The 14981-nt window shown below is 72.6% G+C and carries 18 protein-coding genes and 1 pseudogene; 1 reads left to right on the top strand and 18 read right to left on the bottom strand.

All coding sequences use genetic code 11. From position 1 onward, the window contains the following. Positions 1-27 precede the first annotated feature (27 nt). Positions 28-681, top strand: coding sequence for a DUF6082 family protein (locus ACGFQC_RS14145; protein ID WP_363087788.1), 654 nt, complete (start codon positions 28-30; stop codon positions 679-681). Between the two features lie 81 nt (positions 682-762). On the opposite strand, the gene ACGFQC_RS14140 is transcribed toward ACGFQC_RS14145, so the two are convergent. The 18 genes and pseudogenes from ACGFQC_RS14140 to ACGFQC_RS14055 all read right to left on the bottom strand — a co-directional run bounded on the left by ACGFQC_RS14140 (position 763) and on the right by ACGFQC_RS14055 (position 14981). Then, complete coding sequence (locus ACGFQC_RS14140; RefSeq protein WP_363087789.1) at positions 763-2553, bottom strand: TraM recognition domain-containing protein; 1791 nt, start codon at positions 2551-2553, stop codon at positions 763-765. Between the two features lie 32 nt (positions 2554-2585). Further along, positions 2586-3368: pseudogene (locus tag ACGFQC_RS14135) on the bottom strand (DUF317 domain-containing protein). Positions 3369-3370: 2 nt separating this feature from the next. Further along, positions 3371-3595, bottom strand: a complete 225-nt coding sequence (locus ACGFQC_RS14130) for a hypothetical protein (RefSeq protein WP_363087791.1) — start codon at positions 3593-3595, stop codon at positions 3371-3373. 371 nt (positions 3596-3966) lie between these two features. Next, positions 3967-4788, bottom strand: a complete 822-nt coding sequence (locus tag ACGFQC_RS14125; protein ID WP_363087792.1) for a DUF317 domain-containing protein — start codon at positions 4786-4788, stop codon at positions 3967-3969. Next, the gene (locus ACGFQC_RS14120; protein WP_363087793.1) at positions 4779-5132 is read right to left on the bottom strand and encodes a hypothetical protein; all 354 of its coding nucleotides are present in this window, start codon (positions 5130-5132) and stop codon (positions 4779-4781) included. Before ACGFQC_RS14120 ends, ACGFQC_RS14125 begins: the two co-directional genes overlap by 10 nt. A gap of 26 nt (positions 5133-5158) precedes the next feature. Continuing rightward, positions 5159-5962: a DUF317 domain-containing protein gene (locus ACGFQC_RS14115; protein WP_363087794.1), complete on the bottom strand. Its 804-nt coding sequence runs from the start codon at positions 5960-5962 to the stop codon at positions 5159-5161. After that, entirely contained in the window at positions 5959-6345 is a 387-nt protein-coding gene (locus tag ACGFQC_RS14110; RefSeq protein ID WP_363087795.1) for a hypothetical protein, read from the bottom strand. Before ACGFQC_RS14110 ends, ACGFQC_RS14115 begins: the two co-directional genes overlap by 4 nt. Before the next feature lie 339 nt (positions 6346-6684). Then, positions 6685-7440: a hypothetical protein gene (locus tag ACGFQC_RS14105; protein ID WP_363087796.1), complete on the bottom strand. Its 756-nt coding sequence runs from the start codon at positions 7438-7440 to the stop codon at positions 6685-6687. 21 nt (positions 7441-7461) lie between these two features. Beyond that, entirely contained in the window at positions 7462-8238 is a 777-nt protein-coding gene (locus ACGFQC_RS14100; protein ID WP_363087797.1) for a hypothetical protein, read from the bottom strand. Next, complete coding sequence (locus ACGFQC_RS14095) at positions 8169-8777, bottom strand: relaxase/mobilization nuclease (protein ID WP_363087798.1); 609 nt, start codon at positions 8775-8777, stop codon at positions 8169-8171. The genes ACGFQC_RS14100 and ACGFQC_RS14095 overlap by 70 nt, the downstream gene beginning before the upstream one ends. Continuing rightward, the gene (locus ACGFQC_RS14090; protein ID WP_363087799.1) at positions 8774-9211 is read right to left on the bottom strand and encodes a hypothetical protein; all 438 of its coding nucleotides are present in this window, start codon (positions 9209-9211) and stop codon (positions 8774-8776) included. Before ACGFQC_RS14090 ends, ACGFQC_RS14095 begins: the two co-directional genes overlap by 4 nt. A 97-nt stretch (positions 9212-9308) precedes the next feature. Beyond that, positions 9309-9758 (bottom strand): hypothetical protein, encoded by a 450-nt coding sequence (locus ACGFQC_RS14085; protein WP_363088057.1) that lies wholly within the window; start codon positions 9756-9758, stop codon positions 9309-9311. Between the two features lie 83 nt (positions 9759-9841). Then, on the bottom strand, positions 9842-11632 hold the full coding sequence (locus ACGFQC_RS14080; protein WP_363087800.1) for a hypothetical protein: 1791 nt from the start codon (positions 11630-11632) through the stop codon (positions 9842-9844). Then, positions 11629-12771 carry an AAA family ATPase gene (locus ACGFQC_RS14075; protein ID WP_363088058.1) on the bottom strand — a complete coding sequence of 381 codons (1143 nt, stop codon included), beginning with the start codon at positions 12769-12771 and terminating at the stop codon, positions 11629-11631. The genes ACGFQC_RS14080 and ACGFQC_RS14075 overlap by 4 nt, the downstream gene beginning before the upstream one ends. A gap of 182 nt (positions 12772-12953) precedes the next feature. Further along, a complete protein-coding gene (locus ACGFQC_RS14070; RefSeq protein WP_363088059.1) occupies positions 12954-13175 on the bottom strand; it encodes a hypothetical protein in 222 nt (73 codons plus the stop codon). An 11-nt stretch (positions 13176-13186) separates the two neighbouring features. Next, the gene (locus ACGFQC_RS14065) at positions 13187-14224 is read right to left on the bottom strand and encodes an MFS transporter (protein ID WP_363087801.1); all 1038 of its coding nucleotides are present in this window, start codon (positions 14222-14224) and stop codon (positions 13187-13189) included. Beyond that, positions 14110-14526, bottom strand: coding sequence for a hypothetical protein (locus ACGFQC_RS14060; RefSeq protein WP_363087802.1), 417 nt, complete (start codon positions 14524-14526; stop codon positions 14110-14112). Before ACGFQC_RS14060 ends, ACGFQC_RS14065 begins: the two co-directional genes overlap by 115 nt. Then, complete coding sequence (locus tag ACGFQC_RS14055) at positions 14523-14981, bottom strand: hypothetical protein (RefSeq protein ID WP_363087803.1); 459 nt, start codon at positions 14979-14981, stop codon at positions 14523-14525. The genes ACGFQC_RS14060 and ACGFQC_RS14055 overlap by 4 nt, the downstream gene beginning before the upstream one ends.

Below are 14981 nucleotides of genomic sequence, written 5' to 3'. Positions count from 1 at the left end.
ACAACTGGAAGTGGCACGGCGCAGCGCATGACTTGGGTACTGACGGCTGTGGCTTACGTCCTGCTCGGTCTTGGACTGCTGGGGCTGATAGTTGCGACACCGTTCGTACTGGCCGCTGTGGCTCCGGCGGGCACGGACTGGGGGAAGCTGAGTGACATCAGCCAGACGTACGGGGCCGTTTCCGTCGTGCTCTCAGCCATCGCTTTGGCCGGTGTGGCTCTCTCGCTCCTCTACCAGGTTCGGCAGGCACGTACGAGCAACGAGCAGGCCATCAGGGACAGCCACCTCCAGCTTGCGACGCTCGCGCTGAGCGACCCGATTTTGCTCCAGGCATGGGCACCGCCTGTTGCACCGGTGACCTTGAAGCGGCATCAGCAGCATCTGATCACGTCTCTCGCTCTCGGGGAGTTGTTGCAGCGGTTCCGTATCGGCCATCTGTCCGTCGAGAAGCTCGCGATCAAACTCGATGGGCACTTCCGCGGGGAGATCGCGCGGGAACAGTGGGAGCGTGAGGGAACAGGGTGGCACCGCACCATGGAGGCTGGCGATCGCCGGGATCGTGTGTTTGTTCGCCTGGTGGACGAACGCTTCCGGGCCGCTGTGGCGACGGGGCCGCCGCCCGCCCTTCTGGAGTTTCAAGATCGGCCGGACATGTCTCCCAGTCACCGTCCTTCCGCCTAACCGCGACCCGCTGCTACGGGATACGGCCCACTCCTTCGCCTAGCGTGAGCGGACGGGGCACCACGTGCAGCAGGGTGTCGCTCACACGGCCTTTCCGCAGTCGGACTGCACGGGGCTGTGCTTCGCGACGGCGCGGCTGGTGATCGCCTGCGACGCGCGGTCGGACGCGGCGGACAGTTCTGTCGCCCCGGGCTCTCGGTACCACGGCCGTAGATCGAGCATGGCCGCGCGCATGCCGGTGGCGAAGCAGAGCGCGGTGCCCTTGGGCAGGGCGCGGATCGCGTCGGCGGGCAGGATCCGCTCCTGACGCATCGAGACCGACGTGCTCTTGCCGGACTCCGAGTGCGAGGTGGACGTGGTCTGCACGTCGTGGTCGCCGATCAGGCGGGAGAGCTTGTCGGCGAAGTCCGGGTCGTCGATGCCGGAGCCGATGACCTTGACCGTCGAGGCGGACCACATGGCGTCCATGCCCGCGTCCCCCCAGACCTTCTGGCCCTGGCGATAGGACTGCAGGATCGTGATGGGGATGATCCCGCGGGAGCCGAGGTGGGAGTACAGGTCGGGCAGGTCGCTGATCTTGCACACGTTGGCGGCCTCGTCGAGGATCGCCAGCATGGGCGGGTCGAGGCGTCCGCCGGCGCGTTCGGCCTGAGCGGTCGCGGCCCGCATCACCGAGTCCGCGCACGCGGCGATCAACGCCGACGCGCCGCCTCCGCCGTCCTTGCTGAGCAGGAAGAGGGTGTCGGTGGAAGTGACGAACTGCTCCGGCCGGAACTCCGCGACGTCTTTCTGCGGCGTCACCCACGCGGCGATCTCCGCGTTCAGGAGGGCCGCGGCGTACTGGCGGGCGGTCTCGTAGATGCCGTCCCGGGTCTCGGGCGGACCCTCCACGGTGCCCTTGAGCTGAGCGGCGACGGCGGTGAAGCCGTGGTCGCGCAGGATGTCCAGCGGGGTGCGGTCGGCGGGGAAGGCGAGCCAGGCCATGATGTCGGTGATCGGGCGCTCGTCGAGCGCTGCGGCCAGCAGGAGCTGGGAGAGGATGTTGCTGCCGGCCTTGGACCAGAAGTCGCCCTGCTGGGAGGCGTCCACGGACGCGGCGAGGAAGTGGCCGGCTAGCCGGTTCGCCCCGTCCAGGGTCTTCGCACCGGCGAGGGGGTTCCACCACATCTCGCGGGCGGCGTGCGCGATCTGCTGCGGATCCATGGTCCACACCGCCCCGGCCTGGGCCCGCGCTTCGTAGGCGGTGGTGAAGGCATCGCCGGCGGCCTTGTTCGACGTCAGGAGGACCGGGCCGGGTGCGTTGAGCATGGAGGGGATCGCGAGGGAGGTCGTCTTGCCCGAGCGGGGCGCCATGATCGCGACGGCGACGTCCTCGAACCCCATCCGCACCTCGTGCCTGGTGCCCTGCAGGTTGCCCAGGAGGATGCCGGTGTCCTTGGCCTGGATGTGCTTGGCGTTCTTCAGACTCGGTCGCAGGGAGCGGGCCTTGTCGGTGATGGCCTTGGACATCAGGGGCTCGATGTCCCGGGCCTTGGCCATGTCGGTGATCTTCTCCTTCCGGCCCCCGCCCGAGCTCTTGTGCCGGGCCCACAGGAGGCCGACCACAGCGGCGAGGGCCAGGAACAGGACGACGGGCACGATGCGGGCGCCGACCAGCAGGGACGTTTCTCCTGCGGTGGGCCAGACCTGCTCGGGGTGGAGCAGGGCGGCAGTGGGCTGGTAGGGCGCCCACGCGGCCCCCGTGAGGGTGGCGGTGAGGTTGCCGCACAGCCAGGCGAGGTGGGCGAGGAGGATGGCGAGGGCCGCCAGGCCGAGCAGGAGGCGCAGGGCGAGGTCGTACCCGTCGGTGTTGCTCGTGGAGGAGGGTGGCAAGGGCTGGGTGCTTCCGGGCGGGGACGGGAGGGCTAGCGGCTGTGACCGCGCTGCGGCGGCGAGTGCCGTGCGGGGATGGGGGCTGGCGGCGTGCCGGCGGGCCGGGCGGCGAGGGAGCGGACGCGGTCCTCCAGCGCGGCGGCGAGGGAGGCCGCGGGCACGTCGACGTACTTGCGGGCGACGAGGCTGGGGTTGTGGGTCGGCAGCCTCTGCTCGCCGGTGCGGTACACGGGTTCTGGGTCGACCAGTGCGGCGGTGAACGCGGTGACGAGGTGGGGCGGGGTGTGGGTGCCGAAGCGCGCCTGCCACACCGGCGGGCGGTTCGGGGCGAGGGCGGCGGTGACAAACCAGGAGCCCGGTTCTTCTGCGCTGCCCAGCCGCTGGACGTAGGCGGTGCCGTCGGGCGAGACGAGGCCGTCGGCGTCGGCGGCAGGGGGATTCCAGGCGACTTGCCGGAGCGGTCCGAACGGGTCGTGGGACTCAGCTGCCGGCGGGGCTGGGTCGGTGAGGGCGTCGGTGAAAGCGGCGATGAGTTCGACGGGGGTGCGGGCGCCGAAGCCGGCGTACTAGGCGGGCCGGCCAGGCTCGGCGGTGTGGTGGAGGGTCCACCACTGGCCGTCGGGGTCCGGCTCCAGGCGCAGGAGGGCCTTCTGGTCGGGGCTGGAGAGCAGCACGCGCGGCATCAGCGGGTCATCGCCGTGGCTCCAGCCGCTGGCGCGGTGGAGGGGCACGGTGATCCAGGCGGGGTCGCCCCCACCGGCGAGGTGGCGCGGGGTGATGAAGTCGACCTCGACGGTGTCCGCGGTGGAGGACATGGTCACCGCCTCGTCGCGCGGTAGCCGCCGTGCCGGGCCGTGAGAACCGGAAGGTGCGGACGCTTGGGCTGGGGGCCGGCTCGACGGGTGGCGGTGTTGATGTCGAGGATGGCGCGGCCGTGGCAGGCCCAGTCGTCCAGGTAGCTCCAGCACTCGGCGTGGTGCTCGTCCAGCGCATCGTCGTACGCCCCGCTCCCCGGTCCGGCGTCCTCGGGGAGCTGGGCCACGGTCTGGCGCCACTGCGCGTCCAGAGCGTCGAGGCGGTTCAGCGCCTGCTCCAGGATGGCCAGCTGTCCGGGCCAGCTCTTGCGCGTGAGGTGGGCGGGCAGGTGCTGGAGCTGGAGGCGTGCGGTGGCCAGGAGTTGGCGGGCTCCGGCGCGGGTGGTTGTGAACGCCGCGACGGTGTCGGAGTCGCGGACGGCGGCCCGGCGGCCGTAGGCGTCATCGTCGAAGGGCCAGCCGTCCAGGTCGGTGTTGAACTCCGTGTAGGCGTCCCAGGAGGCCAGGATTCGGTCGCTGTTGCGCAGGTAGCGGTTGAGGCGCCGCAGCGAGGTGCGGCGGTGGTTCAGGGTGCGGGGGATGAGGTGGTCCTTCCGGTTCAGCGGTGGGCGGTCGGCTGGACGGCTGCGGTGTGCGGCGGGGGCGGCGCGGGGGTGGTCTGCCGGCGGCGTGCGGCGCGGGTCTGGGCGCCGATTGCCTTCATGCGGGCGGTGTGGGCCTCGACGACCTGCTGTGGGCTCAGCGGGCTTGGCTCCTTGACGGCGCTGTGGTGGGCGGTGCGGTCGAACATGCCGCGCTGCAGCGGGCTCCGGTCGGTCAGCGCTGTGAGGAAGGCGCCGGCGAGGTGGTCGGGGACGTGCTCGTCGAGGTAGGCGTGCCAGATGCGCGGGCCGGGGTACTGCGCGTCGCGGGCGTCTCGGGCCTCGATGTGCCAGGACGGCAGGAGGCGGAACTCGCTCATCGGGCGCCGTTCGATGTGGCACAAGGAGTCCGGCGAGTGCGCCGCGCCGGCCTCTTCGCGCCGCCAGCCTGCTCGGGTCACCTGCTCCCAGGGGTCCTGGTGCGGCGAGGCGGGTGCGACGAGGGCGTTGGTGAGGCCGGCGAGGACCTCGGCCGGCACGCGTTCACCGAACTCGGCATACCAGCCGGGCCCGTTGTCACTGTTCTCGGCCCGCAGCCGCCACCAGGCGGAGGTGGTGGACTGCGGGTCGAACTGCAGGCGGTAGCGGTGATCGGGGCTGCGCATCACGATCTCGGCGTCGAGGGGGTCGGAGAGCGTGGTCCATCCGGCGGCGGCCAGGCCGTGGGTGACGTGGCGGGCGTCGCCGGGGCCGGCGAGGTGGCGGGGGCTGGTGTCGAAGGGGATCTGCCCGGCGTGCTTGTCGGCGAAGGCGGCGAGTTGGCGTTCGCTCAGCGGCACGCGCCGCACTCCGGGTCGCTCTGGGCGGCCTGGTGCAGTGCGCGCAGTTCGTCCAGGATGTAGTGGAGGGTGTGCTGGTCGCTCTGTTCCCACGCGGCGGTGCGCAGTTCGGCGACCAGGAGGCTGACGTGTGCCGCGCCGGCGGCGGTCTGGTGCTCCTGGACGGTGCGGGCGAGGGCGCGCAGGGTGTCGGCGAACTGGACGGGCAGGCCCGTGTACTCGTCCAGGAGCGGCTCGATCAGGGCGAGGGCTTCGGTGGGGTCGGGGTTCTCGCGCAGGTACTCGGTGAGGTCCGAGAGGGTGTCGGTCAGGGTGCTCAGGGCGTCCGGGGTGGGGGCGGGCATCGTGCTCCTTGAAGGCGGGCGGGGGTTCAGCGGCGGGTTCGGGTGCCGCCGGCGGGGGCTTGCGTGCGGGTCTTGGTGCGGGGGCGGGCGTTGTGGACGCTGTTGCGGGCCCAGGTGGCGGCGTGGGCGGCGGTGATCCGGGCCTGCTGCCAGGCGCCGAGCTGGGAGGGTGTGACGGAGACCGACCAGGTACGGATCTGCGCGCTGCTCGGCACGCGCCCGCGCGGGCGCATGACGGGCTCGGGGTTGGCGAGTTCGGTGGCGAAGGCTTGTACCAGCTGCATCGGGGTGTTCGGCGTGAAGCTGGCTGTCCAGCCGTTGTGCTGCGTGTCCCTCGCTCCGGCCCACCACGTCGCCGAACCGTCGGGGCTGTGCTGGTAGCGCAGGCTCGCGCTGCCGTCCGGGCTGGTGGCCACGTAGTGCTCGCCCTCGGAGCGGGTCTGCCAGTGCTGCTCCTGCAGCGGCGCCCAGACGTTGGGCGCGTGAGCGGAGCGGGGCCGGGTGAGTGCGTCGGTCAGGCCCGCGACGATCTCCACCGGCGTCTGGCGGCCCAGGTGCGCCGACCACTCACCGTTGAGCGCGTCGGCTTTGCCGTGGATGGTCCATCCACCGGGGATGATGTAGGGGTCGTAGGCGACGCGCAACGCGCGGCTGGGACTCTCCATGAGCAGCGGGCCGCCGGACTTGGACTTCTCCCGCCATCCGCAGGCGCGCAGGAACTCCGAGATGTGCCGGACGTCGCCTCCGCCGGCCAGAGCGCGGGGCTGGACGAGGTAGTGCTGCTCCGCCCGCTCGCCCGGTCCCCAGCCCTGCCATTGCTTCTTGCTCACCGGTGTCGCCGGGCGACGAGCGGCGCAGGAGCCACAGGCTTCGCCGCCGCGGTGGTGGCCGGCCGCGCGCCGAGGTCCTTGAGGAGGTCCTGGTGCTCGTCCAGGTCCAGGTTGATGTCGTGCAGTTCGTTGGCGGCTCGGCCGAGCGCGAGCCAGACCTCCGCGGGGAGGAGGCCGCGTTCGGCCTCGCCCTTGGCGAAGTGGCTTCCGGTGATGACGAGGTGGGTGACGCCGCCGAGGACACCGGCCTCCGGGTCGAGGACGCGGGCGATGACCTGAGCGGCCTGCGGCGCGGGGAGCTGGGAGAGGTGGTCGGCGAGCTGACCGAGCTGGCGGGTGATGTCGTCGGCGAGCTTCACCGGCTGAGGGACGGGGTGGGACATGCTCCTCCTGGTGGGTGGGCGGTCAGTGGTGGTGGCGGTAGCCGATGCGCTGGGTCCCGCGAGGACGTTCTCGGGCCGGGCGCCTGCCAGCGGGGAGGGTCGGTCGGGGCCGGTCGGGAGGCAGGCGCGCAGATAGCGGCGGAAGAGGGCCGTGGCCAGTCGCGGCTTGCGCCGGGTAATGATGGGCGGGGGTGTGCGCTTTGCTACGGGGTGCTCCAGGTGTCGGGCGGTGGGCCCGGGTGGCCCCGGCGCGGTGCCGGGACCACCCGGGCCCCTACGGAGTCGGCGGTTTCGCCGAGTCGCGCGAAGAGATCGGGTTCGTGGCCGGGCGGCGGACCCTCACCGAGAACGGACGGCCTGCGACCGGGAGCCGGCCGGAACGGGCGGTGGCGAAGCGGGCGCGGCGGTGGGCGCGCTGCGGCCCGCGGGGTGTTGGAGAGCGGTGCCGATGCCGAGCGCGTCGAGACGCGGGCCGATCGCGCGCAGGGCTCGGGCCTGGGCTTGGGTGTCGTCGCCCGTGAGGTGGTAGATGCCGCTGGGCGGGTCCTGGACGAAGCCGTGGGCGGTGAGGATGGCGCCGGCGCGGTCGCCGGCGGGGGCGGTGGCGATGCTGCCGTCAACCTGCCAGGTCAGAATGACTCGGTCGGGCTGGGAGGGCTGGATGGACGCCAGGGCGTTGTGGCGGGCCTGGGCGAGGGCGCGGTCGTAGCGGGCGAGCAGGTCGGCGGCGATCTGCTCCGCGCTGAGGAACGGGTCGTCGGTCAGGGCGATGCCGTTGGGTTCGGGGACCGCGCGGTACGCCTCGTCGGGCAGGGCCGGCGGGGCGAGGGCGGCGATGAGGAAACCGTCGCGGCCGTCGTGCCGGTCCAGGACGGCGAACTGCGCGCCGTCCGGGCGGCTGAGGACGGCGGCCTCGGTCAGCGGGTGCTCGGCGAGGGCGGCGGCGACCAGGTCCAGGTCCCAGATCCGTTCAGCCAGCTCGACGAGGTCGTCCTTGGCATCGGCGGGGAGATGAGCGCTGGTCCAGGTGTCGGGGAGTTCGCCGGCGAGGACGTCGGCGTAGGAGGCGAGGCGCTCGGAGGTGGGGTCGTGCATGGTGTCCTTGCGGGTGGGAGGTCAGCGGCGCATCGCGGCGGCCAGCGGGGGCGGCGGGGCCGGGAGCGCGCGGGGTGGAGGCGGGCAGGCGCACACGGCGGAGCGCTCCTGTTCGGCGGTCGGCACCTCACCGCTGCAGGTGCTGCGGCCGGGGTGCGGGGCGTGCCGGTCGGCGAGCGCGTTGCGCGTGTGGGCGAGATCGGTGCCGATGAGGTGGAGGTACTCCTCGGCGAGGTAGCGCAGGCGTCGGGCGGCGTAGGGGTCGGCCGGCTGGCCGAGGTGGTCGTGGAAGTCGGCGGCGGCAGTCAGTACCTCGTGCAGGGCGGCGAGGATGCCGTCGCCGGGGGCGGTCAGCTCGGTCAGCGCATCGGCCGCCTCGTCGGTGGTGGTGCCCTCGCGGATGCGCTCGGCGACGTGGGCGACGGAGGAGCCGAGCGTGGGGTAACTGACGGGGCGGGCGTCGGTGTCGAGGTCCTTGTCGCAGTCGACGTGGTAGCCGAGCGCCCGCAGGCGGGCGGCGGCGCCGGTGGCCAGGCGGGCCTCGTCGTCCCGGTGCAGGCCGGTGGGGGTGCGGTGGTAGGTCTCGTGGAGGCGGACGACGGCGACGAAGCCGGTGCGCTGCAAGACGCTGTGTGCCTCGGGATCGCCGCCGCGGGCGAGGAGTTCGCCGGAGCGCGGGTCGCGCCGGATGTCCAGGAAGCGGTCGGTCGAGGGCAGTGGGGCTTCTCCTACGGTGATCGGTGGGCGGAGCGCTGGGCAGGCGGGGGAAGTGCGGCGGTGCGGGGCTGGACCAAGCATGCTGCGGTGGTGTCCAGGTCCTGCTGGATGGCGTGCAGGCGGCGGGCGATCAGCTCCAGGCCGTGTGCCGCTTCGGCACCGGCGGGGCCCGGCTGGCGTTCGAGACGGTGGGCGGTGTGCTCGATCAGTCCGCGGACTGTGGCCAGAGGGCCTGCCTGTTCCTCGGCGAGCTGGGTGAGGACGCGGGCGAGCTGGGCGGATGCCGTGGGCGCAGCGGGGACGGCACTGTGGCCGGTGCGTACGGGGAACAGGTCCCGGTCCTGCGGATGCAGGCGGACGTCCACGTGGAGGATCGCCTGCCGGTCGTTGTCCGGGCTGGCGGCGAACGGGTGCTCCAGGTACGGGTCTTCAAGGTGCTCGGCCCACTGGGTGGCCGTCCACGTCTTCTGCTCGTCGTCCAGAGTGAAGTGGTCCAGGCCGGGCCAGTGGGCGACGACCGTGTGGTCGGTCAGGCCCTCGTTGGGCGAGACCGGCCGGCCCAGCGCCTCTTCGAGGGGGCCGTGGGAGCGGTGCGTGCGCTCGTGCAGGCGGGGGATCACCGGCCGCCCCGCGCGTCGGCGAGGTGGACGAGCTGGCCCAGGGCGGTGGTCGTGTACCAGCCGCAGTCGATCACTTCCTCGCGGTCGGTGAAGCGAGGCAGGAAGGTGTCCTCCATGGCCCGCAGGTGGATCAGGCAGTCGGGGCAGCGGCGCGAGAGGTGCACGAGGTAGCGCGGGTGGCCGGTGGTGTAGGTCTGGGCGCCGCCGGTCGGGTCGCGCAGCCGCCATCCGTCTTCGTCGGTGGGGGTGTGCCAGGACGGGGCGACGATGCGCATCGCGTCTCCCCACAGCTCCCCGCCGGCAACCCCCTTGAGCACGACGACCGTCTCGCCGGCCTGGAAGTGGGCGTGGGTGATGTCCCGGGTGGGAGTGAGCGGGTCGGGCGTGAGGGCGAGGACCGGGGCGGGCGGCGGGGTCCAGGGCGGGGGAAGCAAGCGGAGTCCTTCCACACGGGGGAACGGCGGGAGGATCAATGGTCCGCAGGAACGCCGGTTTGGCTAACCGGCGTTGTCCGGCTATGTTGCCCCGGCCTCAGCGGAAGGGGTTCTCCGTGCCGAGGTCGTCCTCGCCAGCTGCTTCCAGAAGTTCGAGCAGGTCAGAGCCCTCGGCATCGCGCTGGTCGATCCACCAGCCGGCCCGGGTCACGGCGCGGGCCTTCTCCTCCAGCTCCGCCCAGTCCGCCTCGTCCCAAGTCCCCTCCACGACCAGCGCCGTGTGCGCGCCTTTCATCAGCTGGTGGCGGGAGCGCTCGCCCCAGTCCAGAGCCCTCTCGGGTCCCTCCAGCGGCGGCATGTCGAATCGCTTCGCCCACGCTCGGGCTGCCTCCTGCTCCGCGGCGCGCCTGGCCGCGAGCCATTCCTCCTTGGATTCGGTGTCGGCGTCGCGTGACGCCTTCCAGCAGTCGGTGCAGTCCTTCGTCGCGAGCCAGCGGGCGAATCCGGCGCGCCGGTCGGCTGGACGGTTGGACAGGTTATGCGTCACTTCGTGTCCACAGCTGTGGATGATCTTCCAGGCCGTGCGTACTGCCACGTGGTTGTTCCTGCTTTCTGTCTTTTTGTCTTGTCTCAGCGTGTTCTGCGGATGGCGTCTGTAGCCGCCTTGGCGATGGCGACGGGAGTGCTGGAGGGCCGGGGCAGGTGCAGCAGAGTGGTCCCCGGCAGGTGCTGGGACTGGGCGGTGAGGGTGAGCTGGAGTACGGCGCAGCCGGCGGTTGTGAGCTGCTTGACGCGGGTGACGGCTTGAGCGGTTTCGTCGCTGCCGTACCGGGCGTCGGTGACGATCACGAGGAGGCGGCCGGTGCCGGGGCGGCTGAGTTCGAGGCCGTGGTCGAGCGCGTCGATGGCGTCGCCGAGGTTGTGGTGGCCGCCGGTGGCATCGAACGTCGTCACGCGCTCCGGTGCTCGGTGGGTGGGTCGGATCAGTGCGGTCAGGTGCCTGTCGTAGGCGATGGTGGCGGTACGGGAGTCGGGGTCGGTCAGGGCCGCTGCGCGTGCCACGATCCAGGCAGCGGACGCGACGGGCGCGCAAGCGGCACGCATGGAGCCGGAGACGTCGACGGCGATACCCACACGCAGCGGTGGGGTGGGGGAGTTCCGGCGGCGGGTATGGGTGAACGGCTCCGCGGTGGGGACCGACCCGGCCGCACGCTGAGCGTCGCGGGCGAGGGCCGCGCGCATGTTGAGGCGGCCGGGCGGGGTGGGGCTGGTGGTCCGCTCCTCGGTCCGCTCGCGGTAGGCGGCGGCACGCAGGGCGCGGCTCAGGCGCGCGGCGGCACTCTTCTCCGCGGCGGTGGGCCTGCGAGTGCCGGTTACCGGGTTGCCGGAGGGCGCCGGTGTGCCGTCGGGAGAGACGGTGGCGCCACGGGCGTTGAAGACCGACTTGGCGGTGGCAGCGGCTTTGCGTCGCTGGCCGGCCCGCTGGGCGCGGTCCTGAGCCTGCGCCTTGGACTGCGCGGCCACGGCGTTGGCCGCTGCGGCCTGAGCCACAACGTCGGCGGCGTCGGTGGCTGCCGTGCTGTCCATGACGACCCCCACGGCGCCGGACAGCAGATCGGTGAGGTTCTCCGGCACGGGCAGGGCGGGGGCCGCGATGTCCAGAGCTTCGCACCATGCTTGACCGTGCGCGAGCATCGTCGTGGCGTCGTGGTCGGCGCACTGGTGCGCTGCACTCCAGATGCGGGTGAGTGTGGCCAGCAGGTCTGCGCCCAGCACCTTCTTGCACAGATCGGCGACGGCCCGGGTCTCGCCGGCGTCCAGGATGCCGACGTCACGGCGGCCGAGGATCAGGGCCGCCACACCGGCGGCGTGCTCGATGCCCTGGAGGTTGGGGTGGGCGATGTCGGGCATGACCAGGGTCCTGGCGCTGGTGCGCAGGTACGTGCGGTCCGTGGGCCGCGTGATCAGGTGTGCGCCTTCGACACGGCTCTCCTCCAGCAGGAGCGCGGCCTCGACGACACGGGGGTTCGCTCCGGCAGGTGCCGTCCAGACGGAGTGGGCCGCGTGCGCGGCCTCGTGCACGAACACCCCCCAGGCGGCGGGATACCGCTCCTCGTCGCCCACGATCCCCGGATGGATCTCGTGGGGCTTCAGCGGGGCGAACAGGTCGGCGTCGAACTCGACCTCGCCCAGAGTGGGGAAGAACGCGGCCGGCGCGCCGCTGCGCGTGCCGGGGCGGCAGGTGACGAGGAGGTCCTGGCGGCCGGAGAGGGCGACCAGCCGGTCGCCGAGTTCGGCTCCCACGCGCAGCCACGCGTTAGGGGAGGTGCGGGGTTGCGCGGGCGGGGCGCCGTCGTCGTCCCATCGCGCGAGGTCGCCGTTGTCGTCCGGCATGGACTGGACGTGGTGGTGGGCGCTCATCGCGAGCGGCCCCGGTGTGCGGAGCCGGCGCTGCCCGGGGGCTGCCGGGCGGCTGAGGAGGGGAGCTGCTTGCCGAGGGTGAGGGGCGCGATCTTCTTGATGCCGACCGACTTGGTGATGGCGTCGGCGACGGCGTCGCGATCCTCCACCGGAGCGATGCCGACGAGGTTCGCGAGCGCGGCGTTGGTGCCGAGGACGGCTTCGGTCTTCTGGTAGCTGAGCAGCTCCCGCAGCTGGGGGGCCCAGCCCAGCTCGCCGAGTTCGACCTGGTGGGCGAGGTGTCGGGCGACCCGGACCACCCGGGCATCGATCCTCAGCGCCAGGGCGAGGTCGTAGTCCGTGCCGATCTGGATCTGCACGCTGAACCGGCTCGCGAGCGCCTCCGTCAACACCGCCCCGTGCACGCCCGGGTTGTGGCCCGCCACCACGTAGAAGCCCGGCTCGGCCTTGATGGTCTCGCCCTTGTGGGCCTTGACCTGGATCTGCCGGCGCCCGTCCATCGCGGGATACAGCGCCGCCAGGACCTTCGGTGAGATCAAGGTGGCATCGTCGATCAGCAGGGCGCGGCCCTCGGTCATCGCGGTGACCAGCGGACCGTACTGGAACACGTAGCCTCCCGCGTCGGCCTGTGTGTACTCGCCGATCAGGTCGCCGACCGTGGTGTCGCCGTCGCCGGCGACGGTGAGCAGGTCCGGGAACGCCGCCTCGACCAGACTCGTCTTGCCGGTGCCCGGAGGGCCGTAGAGCAGCACCGGCACGTCGGCGTCGCGCAGGCGGTTCAGCGCCTCGACGTCGGGCAGATCGGCCAGCTCCCGGGGGTGGTAGAGCTGGCCCCCCGCGCGGCGGATCGGGCCGGTCTGCCGGGGCGTGGCTGCGGCGGGAGTGGCCGTGCGGGCCGTGGCCGCCTGGGCGCGGGGAGTGTGGGTGCCCGGAGGGCTGATCACAGCGGTCTGCGCGGCTGCGGCGGTTTTCGCGTTCGCGCGGAACTCCGGTTGTCCGGTGCCGCTTTGGTCGGCTTCGCCGCGTCGCACCAGGGTGAGCGCGGCGTTGCGGACGGCGCCGTGGGAGTGGCCCAGCTGCCTGGCCATGTCCCCGATGGTGAGCGTGTCCGTCGGCCGGTCGGCCAGCAGTCGGGCCACCTTGGCCCGTAGTTCGCCGCCCTTGGTGCGCGCTGGACTGGTAGGCGTAACGGGTGTGGTCAAACGAGGCCCCCTCAACGGGTGCGGGTGCGGGCGGGTTGGAGAGGCTGGCCGCTCTCGGAGCGGATCACGGGCTGTGGCGACGTCGGGGACCGGGCCAACTGAGGGGTTGCCGTCGGCGTTCACCGGTCGGCCGAGGGCTTGGTGCAGGTGCACGGGATGGCCGGCGACGAGCAGCTCGCTGGCTGCCGAGCAGGCCCGTGTGTCCGCTCCGTGCCGGGTTCCGTCGCTCCGCAGGCGCAACCTGGCGTCTCTTCGAAGCCGGACTGGAGCAGGATCCGCCGGGCGGCGGCGTTGTAGCCGGTGGTGGTGATCTCGCCGGTGATGGCGTGCCGGATCGTCAGGAACGGCTCTGCTAGTGCGTCGGGCAAGGCGGATCTCCTATCGGTGGTGGCGGTAACGGGAAGGGGCACGGGCTGCTTGTCGGCTGGGCGTGGTGGTACGAGCCGGCGGCGTGCGGCGAGCAGAACGGCGAGCGCGAAGGCGGCGCCGGCGGCGGGAACACGGCGGTCGCCAGGGGCTGCTCGGCGAGGCGCCCGCATAGGGCGATGCCGGCGGACTGCCCGACGCCGATCGAGAGGATCAGCCAGGCGTACGCCTCGCTGGTGCGGGCTGCGGGTGCGAGGGTGTCGGTAGTGACGTAGGCGCAGGCGACCACGACGGTCAGGAACGCGCCGGGCACCGCGACCGCGACGGTGGCCGCGTACGGGCCGGGGAGGAACAGGAGTGGCAGCCACCCGGCCACGAACGCACCGGCGACGGTGACCAGCCGGCTGATGGTGGTGCTGTTCCAGTGCCGGCGGCCGTAGAGGAGGCCGCCCAGGAAGCTGCCGGTGGAGAACGAGGCGGGCAGGATCCCGGAGAGCATCTCCTGGCGGTATTGCTCGGCCATGGAGACCGCCCAGACGTTCATGGCGCCGATCGCGAAGCCGATGCCGACCAGAGAAGCGAAGAGCAGTACCAGTGCGGGACTGGCCAGTCGCGGTGTCTCGCGTGCCGGTACCTGAGCGGGCGGGGCCGGACGCCAGCGTCGTGACGGTGGCGCGAGAGCCACCGCGGCGGTACCGGCCATGCCGAGTACAGCGGTGACCGCGAGCGCGGTGGTGGGGCTGTGCGTGCAGGCGAGCGCCGCCACGAGCAGGGGGCCGACGATGTAGAGCAGACCCTGCGTGCCGGTGTCCAGGGCGAGGGCCGCGTGGCGGAGGCGGGGGTCGGGCAGCACGCTGGGCCACAGGGCCCGCAGTCCGGCCTCCAGGGGAGGCGTGCTCAGGCCGCCGGCTACGACGATGGCCGTGGCCAGGCCCGCTCCGCCGAGGGGCTGGCTGTCGGCCGGTCGAGGGCACGGCGGATCTCGGCGGTGGTGGCGGACAGGCCGTCCAGGACGGCCCGCCACCCGGCCAGGTGCCGCGCGGGCGGCAGTTCGTCGAGCGCGTGGCGGGCGGCGTCCAGGAGGTTCTCGGTGTGCGGGGCGAGGTGGGTGGCGTACGCCTCGACCGCCGCTTCGTCGCGGCCTGCTCGTGCGGCTGCCGCTGCGCCTGCGTGGACGGTGCGGCCGAAGCTGTAGCGGGTCGTGTCGAGCGCGACCTCGTACTCGTGGTCGATGACCGCCATCCGCAGCCGGAAGGTGCGGGCGCTTTCGATGACGTCCTTCGCCACCGTTGGGGAGCCGTCCGGGAAGGGGCTTGACTCTGTCATCGGGACCGCCCCGTTCCAGCGGCGGTCAGGTGAACGGTCGGTGCGTAGGTGGGCTTCGGCGGGATCGGCCGGGCAGAGGGGGGCGAGGTGGTGGGCGCGGTGGCGCGCTGGGTGGTCCGGCCGGCGGCAGCTTGTGCGAGGCGGCTACGGCGCTCTAGGAGGTCGTTGGGCCGTGTCGGGCGCGCAGCTGCTGCGGACTGCTGGGGGTCCAGGCCCATGTCGGCCTGCACGGTGTAGCCGTGGCTGCGCAGGTCCAGGACGGCCCGGCGGGTGCGGCGGGCTCCGTCCCGCTCGGGCTCGCTGAGCCGGTAGAGCCCCGGCTTGTCGGGGACGGGCTCGAACTGTTCCCGCTCAAGAAACCAGTGGGTGAGGTGTGCGGGCAGGGAGGCGGTGGAGGAGGCGACGAAGCCGTGCTCGGGGTGGGTGCCGAAGGCGAAGTGGGTGCCGGGCTGCAA

The sequence above is a fragment of the Streptomyces sp. NPDC048734 genome (assembly GCF_043198675.1).
Classification (GTDB): Bacteria; Actinomycetota; Actinomycetes; order Streptomycetales; family Streptomycetaceae; genus Streptomyces.
This window is presented reverse-complemented; position numbering and strand designations above follow the sequence as displayed.

What these genes read in the sequence shown, in the direction of transcription:
- ACGFQC_RS14120 (WP_363087793.1), bottom strand. Translation starts at nt 5,132, where the DNA reads ATGCCCGCCCCCACCCCGGACGCCCTGAGCACCCTGACCGACACCCTC.
- ACGFQC_RS14145 (WP_363087788.1), top strand. Translation starts at nt 28, where the DNA reads ATGACTTGGGTACTGACGGCTGTGGCTTACGTCCTGCTCGGTCTTGGA.
- ACGFQC_RS14060 (WP_363087802.1), bottom strand. Translation starts at nt 14,526, where the DNA reads ATGACAGAGTCAAGCCCCTTCCCGGACGGCTCCCCAACGGTGGCGAAG.
- ACGFQC_RS14080 (WP_363087800.1), bottom strand. Translation starts at nt 11,632, where the DNA reads ATGAGCGCCCACCACCACGTCCAGTCCATGCCGGACGACAACGGCGAC.
- ACGFQC_RS14100 (WP_363087797.1), bottom strand. Translation starts at nt 8,238, where the DNA reads ATGCTTGGTCCAGCCCCGCACCGCCGCACTTCCCCCGCCTGCCCAGCG.
- ACGFQC_RS14110 (WP_363087795.1), bottom strand. Translation starts at nt 6,345, where the DNA reads ATGTCCCACCCCGTCCCTCAGCCGGTGAAGCTCGCCGACGACATCACC.
- ACGFQC_RS14105 (WP_363087796.1), bottom strand. Translation starts at nt 7,440, where the DNA reads ATGCACGACCCCACCTCCGAGCGCCTCGCCTCCTACGCCGACGTCCTC.